General features: G+C 68.8%; 22 protein-coding genes and 3 pseudogenes. 10 read left to right on the top strand and 15 right to left on the bottom strand.

Annotated features, from left to right (window positions below; translation table 11 throughout):
* Window positions 1–131 precede the first annotated feature (131 nt).
* Together ABZW14_RS28605 and ABZW14_RS28600 are read left to right on the top strand one after the other, a co-directional pair.
* Window positions 132–629, top strand: a complete 498-nt coding sequence (locus ABZW14_RS28605) for a hypothetical protein (RefSeq protein WP_355352295.1) — start codon at window positions 132–134, stop codon at window positions 627–629.
* A 25-nt stretch (window positions 630–654) separates the two neighbouring features.
* Window positions 655–1,218, top strand: coding sequence for a tyrosine-type recombinase/integrase (locus ABZW14_RS28600; protein ID WP_355352292.1), 564 nt, complete (start codon window positions 655–657; stop codon window positions 1,216–1,218).
* A 216-nt stretch (window positions 1,219–1,434) separates the two neighbouring features.
* On the opposite strand, the gene ABZW14_RS28595 is transcribed toward ABZW14_RS28600, so the two are convergent.
* On the bottom strand, window positions 1,435–1,806 hold the full coding sequence (locus tag ABZW14_RS28595) for a metalloregulator ArsR/SmtB family transcription factor (protein ID WP_355352289.1): 372 nt from the start codon (window positions 1,804–1,806) through the stop codon (window positions 1,435–1,437).
* 88 nt (window positions 1,807–1,894) lie between these two features.
* Here ABZW14_RS28595 and ABZW14_RS28590 point away from each other — a divergent pair, with 88 nt between their 5' ends.
* Together ABZW14_RS28590 and ABZW14_RS28585 are read left to right on the top strand one after the other, a co-directional pair.
* Window positions 1,895–2,230, top strand: a complete 336-nt coding sequence (locus tag ABZW14_RS28590; RefSeq protein ID WP_355352304.1) for an FAD-dependent oxidoreductase — start codon at window positions 1,895–1,897, stop codon at window positions 2,228–2,230.
* A gap of 15 nt (window positions 2,231–2,245) precedes the next feature.
* Window positions 2,246–2,794 (top strand): annotated as a pseudogene (locus tag ABZW14_RS28585) (NAD(P)-binding domain-containing protein); the annotation flags it as partial.
* On the opposite strand, the pseudogene ABZW14_RS28580 reads toward ABZW14_RS28585, so the two are convergent.
* From ABZW14_RS28580 to ABZW14_RS28560, 5 genes and pseudogenes are all read right to left on the bottom strand, one after another.
* Window positions 2,772–3,064 (bottom strand): annotated as a pseudogene (locus ABZW14_RS28580) (FAD-dependent oxidoreductase); the annotation flags it as partial. The pseudogenes ABZW14_RS28585 and ABZW14_RS28580 sit on opposite strands and share 23 nt — an antisense overlap.
* A 94-nt stretch (window positions 3,065–3,158) precedes the next feature.
* On the bottom strand, window positions 3,159–3,290 hold the full coding sequence (locus tag ABZW14_RS28575; RefSeq protein ID WP_355352286.1) for a hypothetical protein: 132 nt from the start codon (window positions 3,288–3,290) through the stop codon (window positions 3,159–3,161).
* Window positions 3,291–3,424: 134 nt separating this feature from the next.
* Complete coding sequence (locus ABZW14_RS28570; RefSeq protein ID WP_355352283.1) at window positions 3,425–4,108, bottom strand: hypothetical protein; 684 nt, start codon at window positions 4,106–4,108, stop codon at window positions 3,425–3,427.
* A 258-nt stretch (window positions 4,109–4,366) separates the two neighbouring features.
* Complete coding sequence (locus tag ABZW14_RS28565) at window positions 4,367–4,627, bottom strand: hypothetical protein (RefSeq protein ID WP_355352280.1); 261 nt, start codon at window positions 4,625–4,627, stop codon at window positions 4,367–4,369.
* On the bottom strand, window positions 4,618–4,833 hold the full coding sequence (locus tag ABZW14_RS28560) for a hypothetical protein (RefSeq protein WP_355352277.1): 216 nt from the start codon (window positions 4,831–4,833) through the stop codon (window positions 4,618–4,620). The genes ABZW14_RS28565 and ABZW14_RS28560 overlap by 10 nt, the downstream gene beginning before the upstream one ends.
* 472 nt (window positions 4,834–5,305) lie before the next feature.
* On the opposite strand from ABZW14_RS28560, the gene ABZW14_RS28555 reads away from it, so the two are divergent.
* Window positions 5,306–5,434, top strand: coding sequence for a hypothetical protein (locus tag ABZW14_RS28555; RefSeq protein ID WP_355352274.1), 129 nt, complete (start codon window positions 5,306–5,308; stop codon window positions 5,432–5,434).
* 1,057 nt (window positions 5,435–6,491) lie between these two features.
* Here ABZW14_RS28555 and ABZW14_RS28550 read toward each other — a convergent pair.
* The 3 genes from ABZW14_RS28550 to ABZW14_RS28540 all read right to left on the bottom strand — a co-directional run bounded on the left by ABZW14_RS28550 (window position 6,492) and on the right by ABZW14_RS28540 (window position 9,444).
* A complete protein-coding gene (locus tag ABZW14_RS28550) occupies window positions 6,492–6,914 on the bottom strand; it encodes an ATP-binding protein (RefSeq protein ID WP_355352271.1) in 423 nt (140 codons plus the stop codon).
* 19 nt (window positions 6,915–6,933) lie between these two features.
* Entirely contained in the window at window positions 6,934–8,748 is a 1,815-nt protein-coding gene (locus ABZW14_RS28545) for a SpoIIE family protein phosphatase (protein ID WP_355352268.1), read from the bottom strand.
* 252 nt (window positions 8,749–9,000) lie between these two features.
* On the bottom strand, window positions 9,001–9,444 hold the full coding sequence (locus ABZW14_RS28540) for a MarR family transcriptional regulator (RefSeq protein WP_355352265.1): 444 nt from the start codon (window positions 9,442–9,444) through the stop codon (window positions 9,001–9,003).
* A gap of 2,456 nt (window positions 9,445–11,900) precedes the next feature.
* Between ABZW14_RS28540 and ABZW14_RS28535 the strand changes: the two genes are divergently transcribed.
* The 3 genes from ABZW14_RS28535 to ABZW14_RS28525 all read left to right on the top strand — a co-directional run bounded on the left by ABZW14_RS28535 (window position 11,901) and on the right by ABZW14_RS28525 (window position 15,219).
* Window positions 11,901–12,467: a hypothetical protein gene (locus ABZW14_RS28535; RefSeq protein ID WP_204342172.1), complete on the top strand. Its 567-nt coding sequence runs from the start codon at window positions 11,901–11,903 to the stop codon at window positions 12,465–12,467.
* A 380-nt stretch (window positions 12,468–12,847) separates the two neighbouring features.
* On the top strand, window positions 12,848–12,994 hold the full coding sequence (locus ABZW14_RS28530) for a hypothetical protein (RefSeq protein WP_154226546.1): 147 nt from the start codon (window positions 12,848–12,850) through the stop codon (window positions 12,992–12,994).
* Window positions 12,994–15,219 (top strand): bifunctional polysaccharide deacetylase/glycosyltransferase family 2 protein, encoded by a 2,226-nt coding sequence (locus tag ABZW14_RS28525; protein WP_355352261.1) that lies wholly within the window; start codon window positions 12,994–12,996, stop codon window positions 15,217–15,219. The genes ABZW14_RS28530 and ABZW14_RS28525 overlap by 1 nt, the downstream gene beginning before the upstream one ends.
* 264 nt (window positions 15,220–15,483) lie before the next feature.
* On the opposite strand, the gene ABZW14_RS28520 is transcribed toward ABZW14_RS28525, so the two are convergent.
* The 3 genes and pseudogenes from ABZW14_RS28520 to ABZW14_RS28510 all read right to left on the bottom strand — a co-directional run.
* Window positions 15,484–16,389, bottom strand: coding sequence for a glycoside hydrolase family 6 protein (locus ABZW14_RS28520; RefSeq protein WP_355352258.1), 906 nt, complete (start codon window positions 16,387–16,389; stop codon window positions 15,484–15,486).
* A gap of 322 nt (window positions 16,390–16,711) precedes the next feature.
* Window positions 16,712–17,564 (bottom strand): IS5 family transposase gene (locus ABZW14_RS28515; protein ID WP_355352255.1). Its coding sequence is split into 2 segments (ribosomal slippage): window positions 16,712–17,243 and window positions 17,242–17,564, totalling 855 coding nucleotides; the frame shifts between segments, so codons are not numbered across the junction.
* 66 nt (window positions 17,565–17,630) lie between these two features.
* Window positions 17,631–17,744: pseudogene (locus ABZW14_RS28510) on the bottom strand (helix-turn-helix domain-containing protein); the annotation flags it as partial.
* 289 nt (window positions 17,745–18,033) lie between these two features.
* On the opposite strand from ABZW14_RS28510, the gene ABZW14_RS28505 reads away from it, so the two are divergent.
* On the top strand, window positions 18,034–18,588 hold the full coding sequence (locus tag ABZW14_RS28505) for a DUF3592 domain-containing protein (protein ID WP_355352252.1): 555 nt from the start codon (window positions 18,034–18,036) through the stop codon (window positions 18,586–18,588).
* Window positions 18,589–18,726: 138 nt separating this feature from the next.
* Here ABZW14_RS28505 and ABZW14_RS28500 read toward each other — a convergent pair whose 3' ends face one another.
* The 3 genes from ABZW14_RS28500 to ABZW14_RS28490 form a co-directional block, all read right to left on the bottom strand.
* Window positions 18,727–19,185: a DUF3592 domain-containing protein gene (locus ABZW14_RS28500; RefSeq protein ID WP_163636776.1), complete on the bottom strand. Its 459-nt coding sequence runs from the start codon at window positions 19,183–19,185 to the stop codon at window positions 18,727–18,729.
* Window positions 19,186–19,387: 202 nt separating this feature from the next.
* Complete coding sequence (locus tag ABZW14_RS28495) at window positions 19,388–19,855, bottom strand: barstar family protein (RefSeq protein ID WP_154226551.1); 468 nt, start codon at window positions 19,853–19,855, stop codon at window positions 19,388–19,390.
* A gap of 8 nt (window positions 19,856–19,863) precedes the next feature.
* Window positions 19,864–20,199 (bottom strand): hypothetical protein, encoded by a 336-nt coding sequence (locus ABZW14_RS28490; protein WP_355352248.1) that lies wholly within the window; start codon window positions 20,197–20,199, stop codon window positions 19,864–19,866.
* Window positions 20,200–20,903: 704 nt separating this feature from the next.
* Here ABZW14_RS28490 and ABZW14_RS28485 point away from each other — a divergent pair.
* Window positions 20,904–21,950, top strand: a complete 1,047-nt coding sequence (locus ABZW14_RS28485) for an IS110 family transposase (protein WP_355352245.1) — start codon at window positions 20,904–20,906, stop codon at window positions 21,948–21,950.
* The last annotated feature ends 278 nt before the right edge of the window (window positions 21,951–22,228 follow it).

Genomic DNA, 22,228 nt, shown 5'->3' with positions numbered 1-22,228 from the left:
CGACAGCGCTTCCCACTCGACGTCAGACAACTCGTAGCGACGACCCACGCCCTACATCATCCGACACCAAGATCCTTTGAAGACACTCCCTAGGGGGAAAGCGCGGCATCAAGTTCCGCGTCCGCCTCCGCATGCCCGACGGCACCGTCACCACCGACTCCACGCACGAACGCCGCGCCGACGCCACCATCCGCGCCAAGGAAATCGACGTGGAAGTCGCCCGCGACACCTTCATCGACCCGCGCGGCGGACGCATCCCCCTCAGCGACTGGGTACCGATCTGGGAGCAGACCCACCAGGCATCGCCCGCAACCTGGGCCGCCTACCGCAGCCACCTGCGGCTGCACATCCTGCTCGCCCTCGGTCCGCTGCCCCTGGTCGACATCCGCCGCCAACACATCAAGACCCTCGCCGTCGCCCTCGGCACGCGACTTGCACCCCGATCCGTCACCGACGTGATCATGGTCCTGTCGATGATCCTGCAAGAGGCGGTGGAAGACCGACGAATCCCCTTCAACCCCTGCCGCGGCATCCGCATCCCCAAAGGCATCCGCGCCGAACCACCCCACGCCACCGCCGAACAAGTCGCCGCCATCGTCGCCCGCCAGGCCCGCCGGCGGACGGGCTGATGATCCTCGCCGCCGCTACACGGGCATGCGATGGGGAGAACTCGCCGGCCTCGCTCGCGCCAACCTCGACCTCGCCAACGGCAGCATCTACGTGCACCCTGAGATCGGCGCGCTGCACGAGGTCGAGGGGAAGCTGTCCCTCGGGCCCCCCAAGACCAACGACTCGGTTCGCCGCATCCGGCTACCGCGCTTCCTGACGGATCTCCTCGCTGCCCACCTCAACGACCACCCGTACGAAATCGTGTTTGCCGGAGCACGGGGGTGCCACCAGCGCCGGTCCAACTTCAACCGCCGTGCCTGGACGCCCGCCGTCGCCGGCGATCCGAAACGCGGCGTCCCACCGATCCTTCCCGGCATGCATTTCCACGACCTGCGGCACACCCACAAGACATGGCTCATCGAAGACGGCATTCCCGAGATCGCCCAAGCCCGCCGCCTCGGACACCGCCTCGGCGGAGTGCGAGGAATCTACAGTCACGTCACCGAGGCCATGCAGCAGCAGTTGGTGGATGCCCTCCAGCGCCGCTGGGACAACCTTCAGGGCAGCGGCCCGACGACGCCAGTTCGGCGGCTACGCAGCGTCGCCTAAAAAGTTGGTCCGTCCCGAGCGACATAGGCCCTGGGCCGGGCAAGCCTATGGGGCCCGCGCCGACGGCAACCCGAAGCTTGGCATGGGTGCCGTGCCTGTCAGACAGGATCGACGCCTCGCTGACCGACGCACAGACCCAGCCCCGGTCCGCGTCGCGGCTGCTGTTTCACTCCGACCGCTCGCACCGGTCTTGGCCCGAAGCGCAGAGGGTGCCGCTCAGCGGGCCTTCTTCGTCGCCCGCTTGCGGGGCGGTGTCAACAGGTCGGCGATCGCCGAGATCGCGGACGGCACCAGCCGGTAGTACGCCCAGACGCCCCGCTTCTCGCGCTCGAGCAGGCCGGCCTCAGTGAGGATCCGAAGGTGATGACTCACGGTCGGCTGGGAGAGGCCAAGCGGCGCGGTGAGGTCACTGACGGACGCCTCGCCCTCGGGAGCGGACTGGATCAGGCTGAGCAATCGAAGCCGGGCCGGGTCGGCGACGGCCTTCAGCACTCCCGCGAGCCGCTCGGCGTCGGCACGCTTGATCGGCTCGCCAGCGAGCGGCGAGATCCCAGGCATAGTTGTTTTCGCAGTTGGCACGTCCTCCATCGTTCCACCCACACCACCGAACCGTGGAACCAGGAGCCGATCGCGATCAGTTCGCGGGTAATGAGCCGGATTGACCCGTTCCAGCCGGATGGGCGAGTGCCGGCATCGGCCCAGCGTGTCTGGGCCTTGGGCCACTCGGCATGATGATCTGCGGGCGGAGGAGGTGCCGGGAGCGTGTCCGGGGTCGTGTGACGTGGTGGTCGTCGGGGGCGGGCAGGCGGGTTTGGCGGCGGGCTACTACCTGCGCCGAGCCGGACTGGATTACCTCATCCTCGACGGCCAGTCGCAGCCCGGTGGCGCGTGGCGGCATGGCTGGAACTCGTTGCGGTTGTTCTCTCCGGCCGAGTACAGCCCGCTGCCGGGGTGGGGGATGCCTCGGCAGGAGGGCGAGGAGCTCCCGACCGCCGGGCATGTAGTGGACTAGGTACGGGCCTACGAGCAGCGGTACGACCTGCGGACGCGTCGGCCGGTCCGGGTCCATGACGTGCGGCGTTCCGGGGAGCGCTTGGCGGTGGAGAGCGGCGACGGGAGCTGGCGGGCCAGGTACGTCATCTCCGCCACCGGTACGTGGGAGTGCCCGTACGTTCCCGACATCCCGGGCCGTGAGGAGTTCGCCGGCCAGCAGCTGCACACGGTGCACTACAGCTCGCCGGAGCAGTTCCGGGGGCAGCGGGTCGTGATCGTCGGTGGAGGTAACTCCGCGGCGCAGGTCTTGGCGGAGGTGTCCCGGGTCGCCGAGGCCACCTGGCTCACCCTGCGCCCGGCGCGGTTCATGCCGGACGACGTCAACGGTCGGGTTCTGTTCGGTGTGGCCACCCGCAGGGCCGCCGGTGGTGCTGGTGGCGGTGCCAGCGACCTCGGCGGCATCGTCATGGTGCCCAGCGTCCGCCAGGCGCGGGACCGCGGAGTTCTGCTCGCCCGTCCGATGTTCGCGCGGCTGACCGACCGTGGCGTTCGGTGGGCCGATGGCCGTCGGTGTCGAGGGTGACCTCGCCGCGGAACAGTTCGCTGCGCGGGTCGTGGCCGATGGCGACGAACACGCCGGTGACGTCCAAGACCCGGGTCTCGCCGGTGCGGATGTCCCGTAGCCGAGCTCCGGCGACGGCGCCGTCGTGGCCGAGGATCTCCTCGACCACGCTGTTCCACGTCACGCGGATCTTGTCGTTGGTCAGCGCGCGGTCGGACTGATTCGGCTGGCGCGGAAGGTGTCCCGGCGGTGGATGATGGTGACGCTGCGAGGGAAGCGGGTGAGGAAGGAACAGCGCGACGGGCGGCCGTCGCGGTGGTGTCTCTCCACCCGGGCGAGAGCCCGTAGCCGCTGGCGGGGCGAAGCGCTAGGCGAGCAGCGGCAGCTAGTTCAGCTCCTCATGGGCGTTGTCACCGATGGCGATCACCAGTTCATCGCGACGGACGACATCGGCGACGTGGGCGGTGCCGGTCGGGTCGAGATCGAGGTCATGGCGGTGGGCCACGGCCACCCGCACGCGGGTGCACCCGCCTGGCGCGTGGCCGCTACGAGCCCTCCCAGATCCTCGTCTCTCGGCGCCCCGTAGCGTCGGACACGCCCCTCGTGTCCCGACATCGGTGCGACGTTGAGCTGCTGGGCGTCAAGGGCGCGTCAGCTGCATTTACACCACTTGAGCGAGCCGCTCGTCTCCAGGGTGCAGGCTCCCGTGCATGTGTCCTGGTCGCAGCGGAGGCCACCGCAGCCTCCACTTTCGAGAAGGCATCTGCCGGTGGCGGCAGCGGTTACCCCGGTTACCCCGGTTGCTCCGGTTGCCAATTCTTCGGTGGACAGGAAGTGCGGGTCGACGCCGCGCTGCGCGAGCTCAGCGAGGGGGATCACCTCGATAAGCCGTCCGTCCGGGCCGAAGCTCTCGGCGATCGCTCCGTCCGTGCGCACGAGGTCGTCGGCCGTCAGCTCGTAGCGCTCGTAGCGGTCTGCCGACGCGGTGTCGTCGAACGCCACCTGCAGCAGCGTCTTGCCGGCGTCGGCGTCGCTCCGGGCGACCGCTCCCCGGGTGTACATGACACAAAAGCGCTTGAGGCCGCGGTTCAGCTCGTCTGCGGCGATCCCGCGGGCTGCGAGTTCCGCTCTCCCGACCACCTCAAGTACGGGACCGTCGAGACTGACGCGCTCGATGACTACCCCGTCTGTCTCCAGGCGTTCGTCGCTCGTAAGTTCATGGCGACGGTAAGCGTTCGTCCACTCGTCGCCGAAACGCACGCGCACGATACGGCCCTCATTCGGGCCCTCACCCCTTGAGAGATCGCCGTTTGTAAACACCGTCGTGGTAGCCATACCTGCCCCCTCTGGTGTCCGCAGCATTACTGCAATTCAAGCAGGCTGTCGCTTCACATGAATGCTGTGAATCGTCTATCTGTCGTTCCGGCGTTGTCTCGAGGTGGCCACGGCGCGGCGGGCGCAGCTGTGCTGCAACGGCGGGCCGCGGCATGACGAGATCCCGGGTTGCTGTCCGGGTCGTGCACCACCGAGCTGGAGAACGTTGGTGTCGGCGTGGACCGGTTGGCCCGAGACGTGGACGGCGGAGGGTAGAAGTCATCGCGCGAACGGAGACGGGGGCAGGCGCGGCCGTGGCGGCGAATCGCTGCTCGCATCGATACCGTTGATCTGCCAGCGCACGACGGTGGGTGCGGCCAGCCGGGCGAGGTGCCAGCCGAGAACCCCCGCGGCGATGACGAGCGACACCGCGACCAGAGCAAACAGCCATGCACGGACGAGAGCCCGCCGCGCCATGGGAGTACGGCGTGGCAGGCTGTTCTTGAGATCCCCTGCCCACGGGGGCCACATCAGAGCCACGAGAGCACCTCCTGGGCGACGATGGTGGCCGATTCGACGGCAGCAGCGTCCGTGGAACCCACAACCTCGTACCTGACCCAGACGAGATAGGTGCCAAGGCAGGTGGTGAAATTGACGACTCGGCCGCCGGCGGGATCGCCCGCGACGGTGTAGACAGCACCGTCTCCAAGCACGACCGGGTGGTTGATCCGATTGACAATTATCATCGGCAATCCGTCACGGTCGACGCACCGGGGGCTCTGGCCGTCGTGCCGACCGAAGCGGGCCAAGGCCACCCACAGCGAGGCCCGCTGCCCATCCGTGTTGGACGCACTCTCGGCTCGGCAGAGTTCGAACGAGTACCAGGGACGCTCGGCTCCTCACCCTCGGCCTGGAGCGGCCCGCGCCGAGGTACGAGAAGGTCGAAAACCTCAGCCCGGATGAGTTGACAGACAGGGGGTGGTGAGGGTGGGTCCACCCGCGCGCTCCTCCAGCCCAGCCGCAGACCGACCGCGGCGGCGACCACCACGCAGAGGGTCAGCACCGCCAGCCGGATCCGGATTGCCGAGCTCACACCGTCAGTGTCATCTGCGCGGGCAAGGGAACGGCGAGCCGGCGGGTGCGGCCCTGCCACGCTCGGCTCGCTCAAAGGCCCTCGCCAGATCCCACGCCTTAGCGTGGCAGGAGGCAGCACCCCGCATGGCGCCGCCGTCGGAGATGGGCCGTCGGCTGACGTTCCTGTTCGGGTTGACGGCGGGAGCGGCCAACGCGAACCGGTACTGGGCGCAGCCGCTACTCGGCTTCATGGCAGCGACCTGGGCGCCGTGACCGCGAGGGCCGGCTGGCTCGTCACCGCGCAGGTCGGGTACGCCGTCTGCGTGCTGCTGCTCGTGCCGCTCGGCGGCGTCCTGGACCGCCGCCGATTCGTCCCGGTGATGCTGCTGACCTCGGCCGCCGCACTGCTGCTGTGCGCGCTGGCGCCCCCAACCGGCGTACTCCTGCTCGCGTGGGCCCGTGCTCGGCGTAACGACGGATTCCGGGCAGGTCCTCACACCGCTCGCCGGAGACCTGGCTGGACTGGAGCAGGAGTGGCGCAGCGACTGTACAGCCAAGCCGGCCGACGGACGCGGCCGAAGATCGGCGTCGGGCCCGTCGTACAGGCGTTGGCGAGAGCCACCCTCCTTGCATGTCCCGCCGATCGTCCCGAGCCTAGGCCGTCGAGAGCGACCTTTGGGCAACCGAGGTACCCGTTCCGACCGTCGTGAGCGGCTGACGACCCGCCAGGAGGCGGTAGGAGCACGGCCAGTACGCCTGGCAGTCGCGACACCGGCGCGAATCGTCCTCACACTGCCGGTGCCGCGCGGCCAACGCCTGCCACAGTTCCAGGTCCATATCCACGGCCACCTGGTACCCAGAAGCGCCACCGGCCACGCGACGACGGCGCCGTCGCGTTGCATTGTCCCGAGCCAGCGCTGCGCGAAGCCACCCAAGATCGAAAGTTTATTCCTCCGGAGCCGGGTATACGACGTGTGCTCAGAAGGCTGGATGCGGCTGAAGGAGCTTCGGCTTCGCCGAAGCTCCTTCGCTTCTCCCACCGCTGAGGAATGGGAGCGCCGAGCAGGTCGTTGGGCCGGAAAACTGCCCACCCAGCAGCAAGGCAGCAAGGCGCGGCCGGGGTTCCCGCCTCCGTCTAGGTCGAGAGGTGCCGAACCTCGCACGCGGGCCGTTGGGTTGTCTGGGCCCTGGGCGGGCCGCCAAACGCTGATCAGAGAGACGACCAGTAGTGCCGGAGGGAAGCGCCAGATCATCAGCGAGTGAGAAGTGGCTGACCTTTTGAGCGACAGACACATGCCTGTAGGCCGGACTTTGTCGGACCAGGGTGCCGCTACAGAGCCATGGTCACGGTGGCGGTGAGGCCCCTGTTGGTCGATTGCAGGGTGAGCGCGTCGGTGACGCGGCGAGCCAGCCAGAGTCCTCGGCCCCCAACGCCGGTGGGCGGGTTGTCGGGGATCCGCGGGAGTTGGCTGGGGCCGCCGTAGTCCCGTATCTCGCAGGTGAGGGCGACATGCCCTCTGGGCCGTATAAGGACACTGCCGCGGCCGCCGCCATGTCGGACAGAATTGATGATCAGTTCATTGACGGCCAGGACGAAATCTTCGAGCCGGTCCCCGGACAGGCCGGCTGCTGCTGCCTGCGCCGCGATGACGTGGCGAAGGGCCCCGAAGTTGTCACGGGTGAAGGAGGCGGAGAGCAGCGCCGTCTGTCGCGCCGGCCCGCGCGACGGCGGCGAACGATCCTGGTCTGTCATTGCACCTCCCGACCCTGCCTCAGCTCGTTCCTACCCAGCTTTGAGGCGATGGTGCGTAGTTGGGTAGGCGGAGCGCGATGACGGCGATGTCGTCTTCGTGTGCTGGGTCGGGGACGGTTGCGACAATCGTGTCGACCAGCTCGTCCAGGGGAAGGTGTGCGTGGTCGGCCAGGCACGAGTGCAGTCGAGCGGCACCTTCCTCGAACGTCTCCGACCGGCGCTCGATCAGCCCGTCGGTGTAGAGAACCAGTGTCGAACCGGGGGACAGCGGCTGCTGCTGGTTCGTGCGGCGGACGAGGCGACTCGCGCCGAGCAACGGATTGCGGCCGGCCAGTGCCCGTACGCTGCCGTCCGAGTCGATGAGTACGGGCGGGGGGTGCCCGGCGTTGGACCATTGCAGGAGGTGCGAGCCGTCTGGCGTGGCGCCGACGTAGGCCAGGATCACTGAGGCGATCGATGGGTTGCCGAGCAGATGGTTGGCGTTGTCGAGGCGCCGGAGCAAGGCCGACGGTGGTTCCTGCCGGTCGATGAGGTAGCCGCGCAGGATGGAACGGAGCTGCCCCATCTGCGCCGCGGCGTTGATGTCGTGTCCGGCAACGTCCCCGATGACGACGGCGAGCGTATCCTTCTCGATCTTGACCGCGTCGTACCAGTCGCCGCCGACCTGATCGCGGTGGTGCGCCGGCTGATAGCGAGCCGTCAGCTCAAGATGATTGAACCGGGGGAGGTGGCTGAGCATGGCACGTTGCAAGGTCCTGGCTGCATCTACTCGGTCTTGGAAGTGGCTGGCCCGTTGTAGTGCGTTGGCGACGTGGCCGGCGAGTGAGGTGATGAGGGCCTGTTCGTCGACGTCAAAGTGGTGGGACTGCGGCCAGGCGAAGAACAGGGCGCCCAGGGGCTGACGGAGGCCCGGCACTGGGACGGCCGCGATGGCGTGCCAGCCCACCGCTTCGATCGCGTCGGCGAGGTGCGGGTAGCGAGCGAGGATCGATGCTCTGCCGTCGAGGAAGACGAGCTCGCCGGCGCGCACGGCGTTGGCCGCAGGCAGCGGGTCGTCGAGCGAGATGGGTAGCCATTTGGCAACCGCAGGCGGCAGATCGGTGGGGCCGACCAGATCAAGGAGGTTCTGCTCATTTCGCACCAGTAACCCGACGAAGGACGGGCCGAGATTGCCACGGACGACGTTGGCGACCGCGGCGACGACGTCCTCGAAGGTCTCCGTGCCGGCCAGTGCCGTACTGGCGGCGAGCAGGACTTGGCGGCGGTCGAAAGCGAGCGCCAGTCGGTTGGACAGTTGCTCGACCGCCGTCTGGGCGGCGACCCGGGCCTCCAGCTCACGCCGGACTCGGCTGTTAGCGATGCGTAGCCGCAATTTCGCCGAGCAGGCGGCGGCCAAGTCAGCCAGTAGATCGAGTTCGGCGTCGGTCCAGGTCCGAGGCGAGGTGTCGATCGCGCACAAGGAGCCGATGACATTGCCCTGGTCGTCGAGCAGTGGCATCGCGGCGTACCCGACGACCCCGAGACCCTCGATCGCGGGGCTGTCGCACACGCGATCATCGCCGCGAGCATCCGTGATCACAAGAGGCTTGGCCGCCATGACGACCGATTGGCCGGAGGAATGACCCAGCGGCGTCTGACGAGTGGTAGCCCACGGTTGGGCCAGCCCGGTCGCGCCGGGAAAGTACTCACGGACGTCGTCAACGAGCGACACCAGAGCCACCGGAACGCCGATGACCTTGGCAACCATGCGTGCGAAGCGATCCAACGCCTCGTCCGGTACAGCAGCCAGCGCAGTCGCCCGTACCGAGGCCAGCCGGGCCTCATCGCCTAACACACCGCTACCAACCCGCCTGAAGGTGCGCCCCAATAGGGGGTGCCGTCAACGTACCCGAGGCTTCCCTCCTACCCAAGCCCGACAGCCCGACCAGGCCATGAACGCGCCAGCGTGCCGGATCGGCGCACCAATCGTGGCACTCAGTCGTCCTCCCCAGGCACGGCACCGGCACCATCCGTTCTGGGGGCGGTCTGGTCCAGCCGACGCAGGACCGCTGGCTTGACCGCGCCGGCCGTTCGGCCCGTCCGTGAGCTACGGCCGATGCGGCGGTCGGATGTCGAGGTTGGGAAGAGTCGCGGCCAGGTCGCTGAGGGCGGCTCGCTGGCGATTAATGATCTCGCCGAGAAGCGCGGCGCCAGCTGGTGTGAGGTGCAAGTGCACCTCGCGCCTGTCAGCGAGGCCGCTGCGCCGCTCGACTAGCCGGTGACGTTGCAGGCGGTCGCACAGTCGAGAGGCGGCGGGCCTCATGACACCTAACTCGGCGGCGATCTCGCTGACGCGTCGTGGTCCTCGCGAATCGAGCAGCTGCAGGATCCGGTATTGCGGCAACGTGAGCTCCGGCTCAAGGCCGGTGAGGCAACGGACGGCCAGTGCCACGACCGCGCCTACCAGGGGAAGCAGAGCCTCGACGCTGCATTCGTGGCCGTCACCTCCGCAATGGATGTGGTGTGGCTGCTGACCCATGGGGGCGGTCATTCGCCGACCTTTGCGCAACCGGGCGCGCCGACGATCGCATCGGGGGTGGTGCGGGGACTGGTACAGGGCGGACAAGTGGGTGGTCAGGATTGCTGTAGTCCACCACGAGGTCCGGTCCATGGCTGCTATCGCCCTTGCTTACGGCAACCGAGCCATCCAAATGCGGGGCAGGGAAGGCTTCCCATCCGTCCTCGATGACGCGGATATTCACGTGGCAATCATCTTGGCTGACAGTCGTGCGCGGACCAGCGATGATCACGTTCAGCGTCGTGTCCTCAACGAGGTGAGCAGCCGCGCCTGGACGCCCTGACGGCGCGCCGGCAGGCGTGGGCGGCAGGCAGCGACAAGCCCGGCCCCGAGCGTGCAGGGCTCTGGCCAGATGTCCGGCGAAGGGCAGGCGCGCCGGAGAGCAGGTCACCGTGACGCGTAACGCCTTGCCCTGTGCGGCCATGACGATCGCGTCCGCTACAGCTGCCAGTACTTCTCGCTCTCGCCCCGCCGTCGTGAGCTCCGCGACCATAGGCCTCCTCCCACTCCGGCTCCAGCCCGTGCGGCCGAACTTCACAGCCATGACATCGGTGGATGCTCGTCATACCGCCCGGCAGCGCTGAAGCTCATCGGACTAGGTCCAAGGCTGCAGGGTGAGCCCCGCGGGGCGCTGATCGGGGCGGGAAGACTTACTCGGTCTCAGACCAACCAAGCGCTACGTGGGATGCCAGCGTTACGGCGATCTCATGCGGCCCGCGCCAGGTTTGGCTGCTTGGCCGGCTCACAGGGGTCGACCGGAGCAGAGGGAGACCAGGAGATATGCTGTGATGCTGACAATTTCACCGATATCGTCGCCATTCATCGGCAATATCGGCGCGTCGGTGGCGCGCGCGCTCGAACTGGTCACCGCCGAGGTTGCCATCGTGAGGCCGCGGGCATTCCCGCACGCCTGTCGCAGACTGGCAAGGTCAGGCGCTGGTCTACGAGGCGATCCCGTCAGCGTTGTCGAGGCCAGGCCCTCTGTTCAAGGCGACGCCGGACGTCGCCGAGAAGCGGCGCCCAGTCGACGGCTTCGAAGCGGCGGTCTCCTCCGTCAACGAACCGGCGTGTCGCGGCACCGCACACGCCTTCCGCCTGGGGCTCGTCAGAGTGCGCTGCCCCTACCGGCCGATCGTTGTAGCGAGGTGGACTGATCGTGACGAGGCAGAATTCCGGACAGCGTGGCAAAAGCTTGGCTGCACTACCCGCATATCGACCAAGAACGGCCGCATGCCGAGCACGAGCCACCCGGATAGAGACCTTCACGCGTCGATCCCGGCCGCGTAGCTGCCATGTCGGGTCGGGCGCTCGCCGTCAGCAGCCGACCACCACCGCGCCAACCCGCTCATGCCTAGCCCAACCCTCCGACACCTGCCCTACGACCTGCGCCTGCAACCGCTGCGAGTCCAAGGCGAGAAGGCGACACGACCCACACAGCGCCGGCAACTCCTCAGCGCCCTCCCGGGGGTCGCTTGGCTGGCAGCGGAACCCGACCGGCACCTCTTCGTCGACGGGAAGGCAGAACCTCAGCAACGTCCCCGCACGCTTGCACATCAGGAGCGCCTTGACGTAGTGCAGTCCCACCAAAACCTCCTGCTCGCAGCGGCCGCCGACCGGTGATCCAGTTTCTCTAACCGTTAGCGACAGGCGCTACTCAACCATGACGCGGGGAAGCTGCTGGCGCAGCGGCTTCTCGGCACGAGCCTGCCCTTTCGTTGAGATGGCAGCCATGACGATGATCTCTGGCCTGCGACGCGGTGGCTGGCTGGGATGGCCGGGGCTTGCCTGTACGGTCGGCGGCATGGGTTGGCTAGCAGGTCGGGGGCGAGGGTGAGCGGCGTTACCCGATGCCCTAGGAATCGTCGATCGTAAATGGAGCCGGAAGATGCACTGATCATGGCCGCCGGCGATCGACTTGCCACCATCGCGCGGGAAATAGTCACCGGTGCATGGCAGCAACTCCGGACCCGTCAGTCCCAGGCGAGTTGCCGCTGGACCCGGAAGCGGATGGTTCGACTGTTGTCGTCATCACGAGCGGACTGGTCACGGGCACTGATCGCGGTGTGCGCGTGAACGCCCTCGTGAGGGTCAACCGCCGGGCGCCAGGTGAGGCGCCTGCGCTACCTGGCGGCTCCCCGGACGTCATTCTCGACTACGGCGAGCCGCACGGGCCCATGATCCGGTACATGGCCACCTTCCTCTCGGCCGGTTCCAAGTAATACCAATGCGGCGCGCCAGCCCACCCCGGCTGATGCCCTTTCGCGCCCGGATGTCGGCGACCTGTGACCGATGAGCCGTTTCTTTGTGCCGCTCATGCGGCCTCGACGAGGCATGCAACCACTCCAATGTGAATTGTTCTCAAAAGGTTTGCCCTGCTCGATAGGGGTAGGAGCTACGACGCAAGAGCAACCGAGAGGAAGGAACAGCACATGCGTGTAGCACGCCTCGGAACCACCGCCGCTGCGCTCGCCGCCGCGGCGGGTCTCGTCCTCGGCAGCACGGGCGTGGCTCAGGCCGCCCCGGTGGCGCAGCAGGCTCCGGCCGTCGCACCCGCCGCCTCGACGGTGGCCACACCGGTCACGGGCAGCTTCACCGACGCCCTGGGCGGCACCGGCGCCTTCGCCGGAACGTTCACGCCCACCCGATTCATCAACCAGAACGGTCAGCTTGCCGCCGTCGGCACGCTCACCGGCACTCTCACCAACTCGCTGGGTACGACGCTCGGCACCGTAACGCAGCAGGTCACCGTGCCGCTGCAGGCCGCCGGCACGTGCGACATCCTGCACCTCAACCTCGGGCCGCTGGATCTCAACCTGCTCGGCCTCGTGGTCCACCTCGACGAGATCGTGCTGGACATCACCGCCCAGCAGGGGCCGGGCAACCTCCTCGGCAACCTGCTCTGCGCGGTCGCAGGCCTGCTCGACAACACCGGCGGCGGCGGGGGCCTGAACGGCATCGTCGCCCTGCTCAACCGGATCCTGTCGCTGCTCGGCTGAGCATCGACACCCACTGCTCAGGAGCTGAGGGGTGAAGGCCGCCGGATAGGCCCGGCGGCCTTCACCGCGTCCGCGCGACCCGGGTCCCGCCGCCGGCCGACCGCTTGTCACCGGTGGACGAGAAACAGGATCTTCGCAGGTCAGCGATTCGTGATCAACAAACAAGGGTAGTTCTTCCCGCCGTGGGAGAGATGAACGAGGGTCATGTCGAACGAGCGCGGCCAACCCGCGCCTTCGCCCGGGTCCGCGTGGTTGCCCGGGTGCCGATCAACCGGCGCAATCCGGCTCCGGTCGCCGGGCCTGACCCTGTCCCTGCGGCGGAACCGTCGACCGCCGCTGAACCTGCCGACCCCCACACCGAGCTGCTACAGCCGCCGGATGTGACCGCTGCGATCTTCGTAGACGGCTCGGGGCGTCGCGGTCGCCGGTTGCGGATGGTCACGTACGCCCTGGTCGTGCTCGCTCTCGCGCTGATCCTCGCGTTCTGGGTGATGCAGGGCGTGGACGTGCTCGGGTCGTCGGCCTGATGGGCGTCTGGCGTGGAGGCCGGCGCGTACCGGCCACCGATGACACAGCGCCGCCGCCCCGAGCCCCCCTGGCGCAGGCACGGCGGCGGCGGCGCAGCCGGCGTCGCTGGATCCTGGCCGCCGTAGCGACGTTCATTCTGCTCAATCTGCTCGCCGTCGGCGCGTACGCCAACGCTCGTTTCACGCCCGACCATCGCGCCGGCGGCCCGGCCGGAGCGGGCGCGGTGCCAGCGGCGGTGCGCGACGCGGGCACGGTGGTCGACCCGCGCAGCGGGCACGTGGTCGCGCGGCGGATGCCGGCGAGCACGATCGCGCTGACCTTCGACGACGGACCGGACCCGGTGTGGACGCCGAAGATGCTCGACGTGCTGAGCCGCCATCACGCGCCGGCGACCTTCTTCGTCGTGGGCTCACAGATCAGCCGGTACCCCGACCTGGCGAAGCGGATGACCCGGGAGGGCCATGAGCTGGGCATCCACACCTTCACCCACCCCGAGATGACAGACCTGCCGCCCTGGCGGCGAAAGCTGGAATATTCACAGACTCAGGCGGCGATCGCTTACACCACCGGCGTCACCACCGGCCTCGCCCGACTGCCGTACTCCAGCGGCGTTGACGCCCTGGACGACGACAGTTGGCGGGTGGTGCAGGAGACCGGCACGTGGGGGTACGTGTCGGTGTTCAACGACACCGACAGCCAGGACTGGGCCCGTCCCGGCCCGGACGCGATCGTTCGTAACGCCACCCCGGAAGGTGATCGGGGAGCCGTCGTCCTGATGCACGACAGCGGCGGCGACCGGTCCCAGACCATCGCCGCCCTGGACCGCTTCATCCCGCAGATGCAGGCCCGGGGCTACCGGTTCACCACCGTCTCACAGGGGCTGGGCGGGCAGTTCGGCAGCACCGCGCGGCTGGGCACCGCCGACGAGATCCGCGGTGCACTGCTGGTGTGGGGGGTGCGGGCCGCCGATGCCACGGTGCGCCTGCTGTGGTTGCTGCTCATCGTGGTCGGCCTGCTCACCCTGGCCCGCACGCTGCTGCTGTTCGGGTACGCGCTCCGGCACGCTCGCCACCGCCGGGCCCCCACCTGGTCCTGGGGCGGCGAGGTGACCGACCCGGTCACGATCATCGTGCCGGCCTACAACGAGCGGACGACGATCGCGGCAGCGGTCCGTTCCCTGGCCTCCGGCACCCATCCCGGGATCGAGGTGCTGGTCGTCGACGACGAGTCCGACGACGGCACCGCGGAGGCGGTGGAGCGGCTGAGGCTGGCTAACGTGCGGGTGGCCCGCATCCCCGGCGGTGGGAAGGCCGCCGCACTGAACGCGGGAGTAGCGCTGGCCCGCAACGACCTGCTCGTCATGGTCGACGCCGACACGGTGGTCGACCCCGACGCGATCCACCGCCTCGTGCAGCCGTTCGCCGACCCCCGCGTCGGCGCGGTGGCCGGCAACGTGAAGGTGGGCAACCGGCGGCGGCTGCTGGGCCGCTGGCAGCACATCGAGTACGTCATCGGGTTCAGCCTGGACCGGCGGCTCTACGACACGCTGCACTGCATGCCGACCATCCCGGGCGCGCTCGGCGCGTTCCGCCGGGAGGCCGTCCTCGCTGCCGGTGGCCTCAGCCGGGCCACCCTGGCCGAGGACACCGACCTCACCATGGGCATCCACCGCGCCGGGTGGCGGGTGGTGTACGAGGAGAAGGCGGTCGCGCGCACCGAGGCGCCGAGCATGTTGCCGGACCTGTGGCGGCAGCGCTACCGCTGGAGCTACGGCACCATGCAGGCCCTCTGGCGCCACCGCCGGGCCCTCACCGACACCGGGCCGTCCGGACGCTTCGGCCGGCGCGGCGTGCCGTTCATCGCGCTCTTCTCCGTCATCCTTCCCCTACTCGCTCCGGTCGTCGACATCTTCGCCGTCTACGGCCTGTTCTTCCTCGACCGGTACGAGACCGTCATCGCCTGGCTCGCCATCCTGACCGTCCAGATCATCACCGCGATCCTGGCGTTCCGCCTCGACCGCGAACCGTTACGCCCGCTATGGGCCCTGCCGCTGCAGCAGTTCCTCTACCGCCAGGTCATGTACCTGGTGCTGCTGCACTCCGCGATCACGGCGCTCAGCGGGGGCCGCCTCAAGTGGCAGAAACTGCGCCGCACCGGCGAGGTCGCCACGCCGCAGCCCGCACCGCCTCCACCGGCCCCCGTCATCCCCGAGCAGGCTGCGTAACCAGCCGCGGGGGCGGCCGGAGTGGGCCGGTAGGACGTAACGCCGCACCCAGCGGCGACGCCTGTGAAGGATGGAGGTCGTGTGACCTCGGCATCGGGGCGGGCAGCCCGCCCCCCGCGGCCCGCCCCGATCCACACCCCGACACGGCGCAGTGACGCCACCAGAGTCCGTGATGGTGGAGGTGCCCAGGCGGTCACCGGACCGGCGTGGTGACGCCGGCAGCCGCCCGCCTGGCGGTGGCCGGCAGCCAGGGTGAGCCCGCGATCAGGGCCTGGGCCTGCGCCGGCCAGACGACACCGGCACGGGTTCGCCTCGACCGCAGGGGCCGTCCGACTCGCCTGGACTCTTGATCCACAGCAGCGCCGCCACGCGGGGCAGGCCGGGCGCGGTGGTCGGCGGCTGGCCGAGGGCCTGGCGGGGCGGGTTGCACCACTGGTCGTCGGGCGGGGCGGGCAGGCCGTTGCGCGAGGTGTCGATGAGCATCTCCCGGTCGCCGACCAGGTCCGACAGGCGCAGTCCCCACCGGTGGCTGTCCGCGGTCGACTGCCGGTTGGCCACGTTCACCGCGAGCCCCTCCGCCCGCGCCACGCCGGCCTGGCGGAGCCGTCCGGCCATCTCCTCCGGGCTGCGCCAGGGGGAATTCCCCGCGTCGAGGTAGACGTACTGCCCGGCGTCGGAGAGCCGGCGGACGGCGTGGACGAGCAGAGCCGCCCGGGCATCGTCGTAGCACTCGTCGGCCACGGCGTCCGGCTCCAGGACGACGGCGGCCCGGCTGTCGCCGAGCACCGCGACCGTGCGCTCGATGAACCGGTCGTACGCCTCGGCGTCAGCCGCGCCGCCCGCGTCCCGGCCGCAGTCCCGGTTCGGCACGTGATAGATCACGATCAGCGGCAGGGAACGCCGATCTCGGGCGGCGTCCAGGTAGGTCCGGAGGTCGGCCAGGTCCGCCGGCCCGGTCAGCCAGCGGGCCTGCGGGGTGTCGGCGATCGGGTCCACCCACCGTGCGCCATGGTCGTCACGCCAGTGCGCGGCCGGGCTGTCGGCGTCCACGACCAGGGTCGCCCCCCGGAACGGGTGCCGCAGCGGCGCGTACTCCTCGCCGCCTCCGCCGCAGCCAGCCGCAGTGGCGAGCACCACGGCCAGGGCAACGGAGACCAGGGCTCGGCGCACCAGGTCACGGTAGGGCGGTTGCCGGCCATCCGCAGCGGTGGCCGGTCCGGGCTCCCGGACGTATCGCCTGGTGGCATGATGTCCCGCGTGTCCGCCCCTGCCGACTCGACCAGCGCCGAGGCGGTACGCGGCCTGCGCCTGCTCGAGGCGGTTGTCGTGCGCGAGGTACTTCCGCTGCTACGGGATCCGTCGTCGGCAGTGGTTGACGAGTGGCGGCGCGCGGACGTGCCGAGATGATTGCCCAGCACGAACATGATCACCGGGTCTAGCAGCGCCCTACACTGCGTCGATGGCACTGAGAGCGTGTTTGAGATGGGGTTGATCAGGCCCAGGTGAAGGTGCGACGGGCTTGACGGCGTGCGGGTTGGCCGCGGCTGATGCGCCGTGTCATGCCGGCGATGGCGGCCCAGCGGACGAGGGCTTCGGATACGGCGGGGTGGCGCTCGTAGTCGCGGGCCAGCCGGCGACAGGCGGTGAGCCATGCGAGGGTGCGTTCCACGACCCACCGGCGTGGGTGGACGGCGAAGCCACGCTGGTCGGCGGGTTTGCGGACGATCTCCAGCGTGGTGCGCAGGGTGTCGCGGGTCCAGTCGACGAGTCGTCCGGCGAAGCCCTGGTCGGCGAAGACGTGCCGGATGGGGGCGGCCATGTAGGCGCTGAGCAGGGCTGCCTTCGCGCCGTCGCGGTCCTGCCAGCTCGCGGCGAGCACGGTCACGGTGACCAGCAGGCCCAGGGTGTCGGTGATGATGAACCGCTTCCGACCGTTGACCTTCTTGCCAGCGTCGTAGCCTCGGCTGCCCCGGCCGACGGTGTCGGCACCCTTCACGCTCTGGGAGTCGATAATCCCCGCCGACGTCCGGCTGGCGGCCCTGCTGCACCCGCGCCTTGACCCGCAGCGTGGCCAGGAGTTTCTCCGTCACGCCGGCTTCTTCCCACCGGACGAAGTACCAGTACACCGGCTGCCAGGGAGGCAGGTCAGCGGGCAGGTACCGCCACGGACACCCGGACCGCACCACGTACAGGATCGCGTTGACGATCTCCCGCCGCGGGTGCTTCTCCCGCCGGCCGTCGGTGTTCGGCTCCGGCAACAGCGGCTCGATCAGCGCCCACTGGGCGTCGGTCAGGTCGGAGGGGTAGCCACGGCGAGCAGACACCGCCGCTACCCTGCCCGTCACGCCGGTGGAAGTCGTGCCGCCATGCCGTCCGCAACAGACCTTCTCAAACACGCTCTAATACCAGGCCAGCCATCGATGCAGCGCCTGGCGGGAGACCCCGAATCGTTCGGCGACGTCCGTGACCGTCGATCCGGCAAGCACGTCCTGGACGGCTCGATACCGCTGTTCCATCACGCTCATCTCCGCCAACACTCGGCCGAGTGTCACGCAGGTCCTGATACCGATGTGTCACGCAGGTCCCGAGACCGGACAGGCCCGCTGCCGGCGTGTCGGACTCCAGTTGATGCGTGACGGATTGATGTCAGATGTCGGGTGACACGTCCGGCTAGACGATCATGGTGGAGCGAGGACGGCGGACGGGCCGGGTCGGCTTCCGCCCCTGCCGGCCCGTTGATCGCCACTCCTACCGTAGGCCGTCGGCGGGCGTTGACCGCCGACCGTTGATTGGACTGTTTAGGAGAGTTGAGCCGTGGCGAAACGTAAGGCCGGCGCCACCGCCCCCGCTGACACCGGTTGGTGGAGAACGGGGCTGATGGCCTCAGTGTTTCTCCTGCTTGGTGCGGCCTTGGTGGTTGGCTCCATCTTGTGCCGGTGGCAGTTGTCGGAGCGGGCGGACCGGCTGCGGAGCGAGGGAGTTCCCGTCACCGCCACGGTTACCGATCGAGCCGGGGGTGGCGGCCGTGGCAGCGGCATCGATCGCATCGAGATCTACTACATGTACGGGCCGGCGCAGTATCACACGTGGATCCCTTGCGCCGGGGTGACCGGCTGCCACAGCACTCCAGAACCGGAACTGACAGTGTGGGTCGATCCGGCAGAGCCCGAGCGGTTCGTGGCCGAGAACGGGCACACCGATGGTTCGTTGTCCTTCCTGATGTCCTGGACGACCATTCCGATGGGCGGGGCGTTTGCGGCCGTAGGAGGTGCGGGCCTCGGCCTCGTCCTTCATGTCAAGCGGAGTGGAAGGGCCAGCGCCAACCAGCCCAGTCAGGGCCGCCGCGGCCGTGGCGGTCGACGCCGCTAGCAGGTACGCGACGTTGTAGCCTGGCGGAGCGAGCAGGCCAGCCTCAGCGTCCCGGTTCACCCGTGGCAGTTCGAAATCCGGCGGGACGGCTTGGGAACCGGGTTCGGCTGCGCCGGGCCGAACTCCCGCCGCTGTTCCTCACTTGGCCCGTGCTCTCGACCAGGCGAGAAGGCGGTCGCCGAACAGTGCCACGACCAGTGTGACGGCGCCGAGGGCCGCGAACAGCCCACCCGTCACGATCCTCGACCAACGGTTGAGCCACGCCGCTGAATCGTCGGTGTCACCGTTCGCGGCCACGAACTCCTGCGGCCTCGCTGGATCGACCCACACGGTCATCTCGACAGGCGGTTCCCGCTGACAGCCAGTACCGCCGCCGCACCGAATGCGGTCCTGGTAATACCCGCCTTGATATTCGTAGGTCACGATGAGGCCATCCGGCCCGCTGTTCCGGCCCCACCCGTTGTAGAAGTGCGAGACCGTAGCCGTGACCGGCACCCCGTCGGCGCGCAACCGATCCGCCTTCGCGGACACCCGCGTCATGTAGACGGCCGAGGCCACCGCCAGACTCAATCCGCCCAGAAAGAACACCAGGCCCATGGCAATGACCTCCCCCCAGCCCCGCCTGTCCTGCACCGGCGGTGCAGCGGGTCGCCTGCGTCTTCTAGCCATCGAACCCCTTCGTATCCCGGACCGAACGCACTCTGCCAAACGTCGTCAAGTCGATGCCCTTCGACTGCACTACCGTCACAGACCACATCCCAACGGGTCAGTTAACACAACGCCGGGGATCTCGCCCCGTTCAAAGGCTGAGGCTGACGATCTCTCGTTTCATCTCGACCGCTTCGTCGTCCCGGTCGCACAGCAGCAGCACCTTGAACGGGACGCCCTTGCCATCCGGCCGGCCGAGCGGGCTAGCCCACGTGCGAACGGCCCGCGACAGGACCCGAAAGAGTGTCTGCCGCTCGTCAGGGCTGGTGGACATGAGCAGTGGCGCGCGCTCCACGACGATGAGGTAGGAGTCGGCGGGCAGCCAGTTCAGGTCACGGAGGCAGTCGGATAACGCGTCCCAGTTCCAGCCGAAGTAGCCGGGAAAGAGCAGCGCGTCGGAGAACTCGTAGAAGACATGGTCCGCATCCGTCATCTTCGCCCCGTCCAACCGGGCGACAACCAGGTTTCCCGCTTCCGGCACGATCGCCCCGACCTGGACGATCGTTCCAGGCCCGCACACCGTCAGCGGCTCGCCAGGGCCGTTCCACCAGTCGCTCATGGTCGTATTCACCAGCCCATTGCCGGCTCGCCCATGACCTGGCCTCCCACGCCTGCGGCAAGATCGTGCGCAAGCTTGGGTTGTGCAGGGTGCACGTGTACGTAGACGCTGTGCCCGCCCGCTGCTGGAACGTGCCACAGCTCGGCACCGTTGACGGCGAGCTCAAACCCGCAGCGGTTGTGCTCGCTCGGCCAGCACGTCTGCCACGAGATCCATGCGGGATCCGTGCCCGCCACAGCGAGGACGGCGGCAGCCGAGGTGCTCGGCAGCGGGTACTCGGGCGTGGAGACCAGAGCGCCGATCGGTGGCAGTTGACGGAGCGCTGCCACGACCTCGGTTGTCATGTCCGTGATCAGGTAACCGCTGCCGTCACGGTGCCGACTCGGCCGGTCGCCAGGCGGTAGATGTGGCTCCAGAACGCCTGTTAGCTGATTGAGCAAGCGTGCCGGGATGGATAGGGACACCAAGGCTGGTCCGATGCCCAGGTACCGGACCAGCCCATGGGTACTGGTCTCTGCACGCCCGAGGACGTCCTGGGGGCAGCGGCAGCCGATCGACCTGCGGGCCAGCAGACGCTGGGACATCGCATACGCGACGCCAAGGTCATCACTGGTATGTATCCGGTAGACAGCCGAGTTCCCCATGGATCGCAGTCTCTCAGCCGTACGCTCAGAACCCGAACAGCGTCCTGACGCACCAATCTGTGCCTGCGCCCGCGGAAGCACTCGGTCCAGGTCGTGTCACCCATCACGTGAAGCCAGCCTGTAACGCATCTGTGAGGCTCGCGGTGGTGGTCCTGGGTGGGCTGCTGCCAGGATCGGTGCCGGTGGTCGAGGCTGACTCCTAACGCATCTGGCCGTCTACGGACGTGCCCTGCGCTTGACCTGTCGTCTCTGATCGCCGGCACCGGCCTGGCTCACCGTCTGGCCTGATCAGAAGCTTGCCCGCCATGCGGCGTGGCTCATCACAGATGTGCCGTAGGTGTCTCCACCCAGGCCGGTGCCAACGTCAACCACCGCCCCTGGGAAGGAGCAACGGTGTAATGCCCATGCTTGCAGAATCGGTCGACGCCGTCATCGGCGTGGACACCCACACCGACACACATACCGCCTGCCTGCTCGACGGCGCTGGCCGGGAGATCGCGACCGTCACCGTCGAGGCGAGCCCGGACGGCTATAGCAAGCTGATCGCCTGGTGCGCCCAGCAGGCGCCTGGCCCGCGGTTGACCTGGGCGGTGGAAGGCTGCCGCTCGCACGGGGCCGGCCTGCTGCGGGCGCTGCTGGCTGCAGGACAGCAGGTCGTCGAGGCCGGTCGGCCGCAACGCGTGGGGCGTCGGCCAGGCGGCAAGTCTGATCCGTCCGATGCCCGTCTGGCCGCCCGCACCGCCCTAGCTGCAGAGCAGCACGCCCAGCCGCGCAGCGACGGCGACCGGGAAGCGTTACGCATCCTGCTCGTGGCTCGCGAACACGCCAACGCGACCCGCACCGCCGCGATCAACGTGCTCAAGGCGCTGCTGTTGACCGCACCCGACCAGCTCCGCGAGCCGCTACGCCGACAGTCAACGCCGCGGCAGACAGCCGCCTGCGCCCTGCTGCGCATCCACGCCCGCCACACCCCCGCTGAGCGGGTCCTGCGGCAGACCCTACGCAGCCTGGCCCAACGCATTCGTCAGCTGGACAAAGAGATCCGCGCCAACGAACGCCAACTCCACGACCTGGTCGACATCGTCATGCCCGCGTTGCTGGCCGAACCCGGCGTCGGCCCGGTCAGCGCCGCACACCTCATCACCGCCTGGTCCCACCCAGGCAGATGCCGCTCCGAGGCCGCCTTCGCCGCTCTCGCCGGCGTCAGCCCACTGCAGGCATCCTCCGGCCGCATCACCCGCCACCGGCTCAACCGCTTCGGCGACCGCCAACTCAACCGAGCCCTCCACACCATCGTCAACTGGCGCATGATCCACGGCCACGAGCCGACCCAGCACTACCTCACCCGCCGACGCGCTCAACAGAAATCCGACGCCGAAATCCGCCGCTGCCTCAAGCGCTACACCGCCCGACACATGTTCCGGCTCATGGAAACCATCGGAAGGGCTTGACGAGCCATAGAAGCGTCAAGCGGAGTACGACACGGCACCGCCGGCAGCCAGCCGCGCCGCGCCGGAGCAGCGCGGCGCAGGGATGCGCGCGCCGGGTCCGCGCGGCAAGCCCCAAGCATGGGGGCGGCGACCGCCGAGGGCGCGCCGGTCGTCCAGGAGCCGGCTCCGCAGCCGCTCAGGGTCAGGTCAACCGCTCACCTGGGAGGGGGAGGGTGTCCGTCGGTGTTCAGGTCCGACCCCGGGAGCCGGGTCCGCTGCCGGGCAAGGTTAGGTCAACT

Origin of the sequence: Micromonospora sp. NPDC004551 (assembly GCF_040609975.1) — a bacterium.
In the GTDB taxonomy this organism is placed as follows: domain Bacteria; phylum Actinomycetota; class Actinomycetes; order Mycobacteriales; family Micromonosporaceae; genus Micromonospora.
The sequence above is the reverse complement of the archived record's forward strand: the minus strand, read 5'-3'. Positions and strand labels throughout refer to the sequence as shown.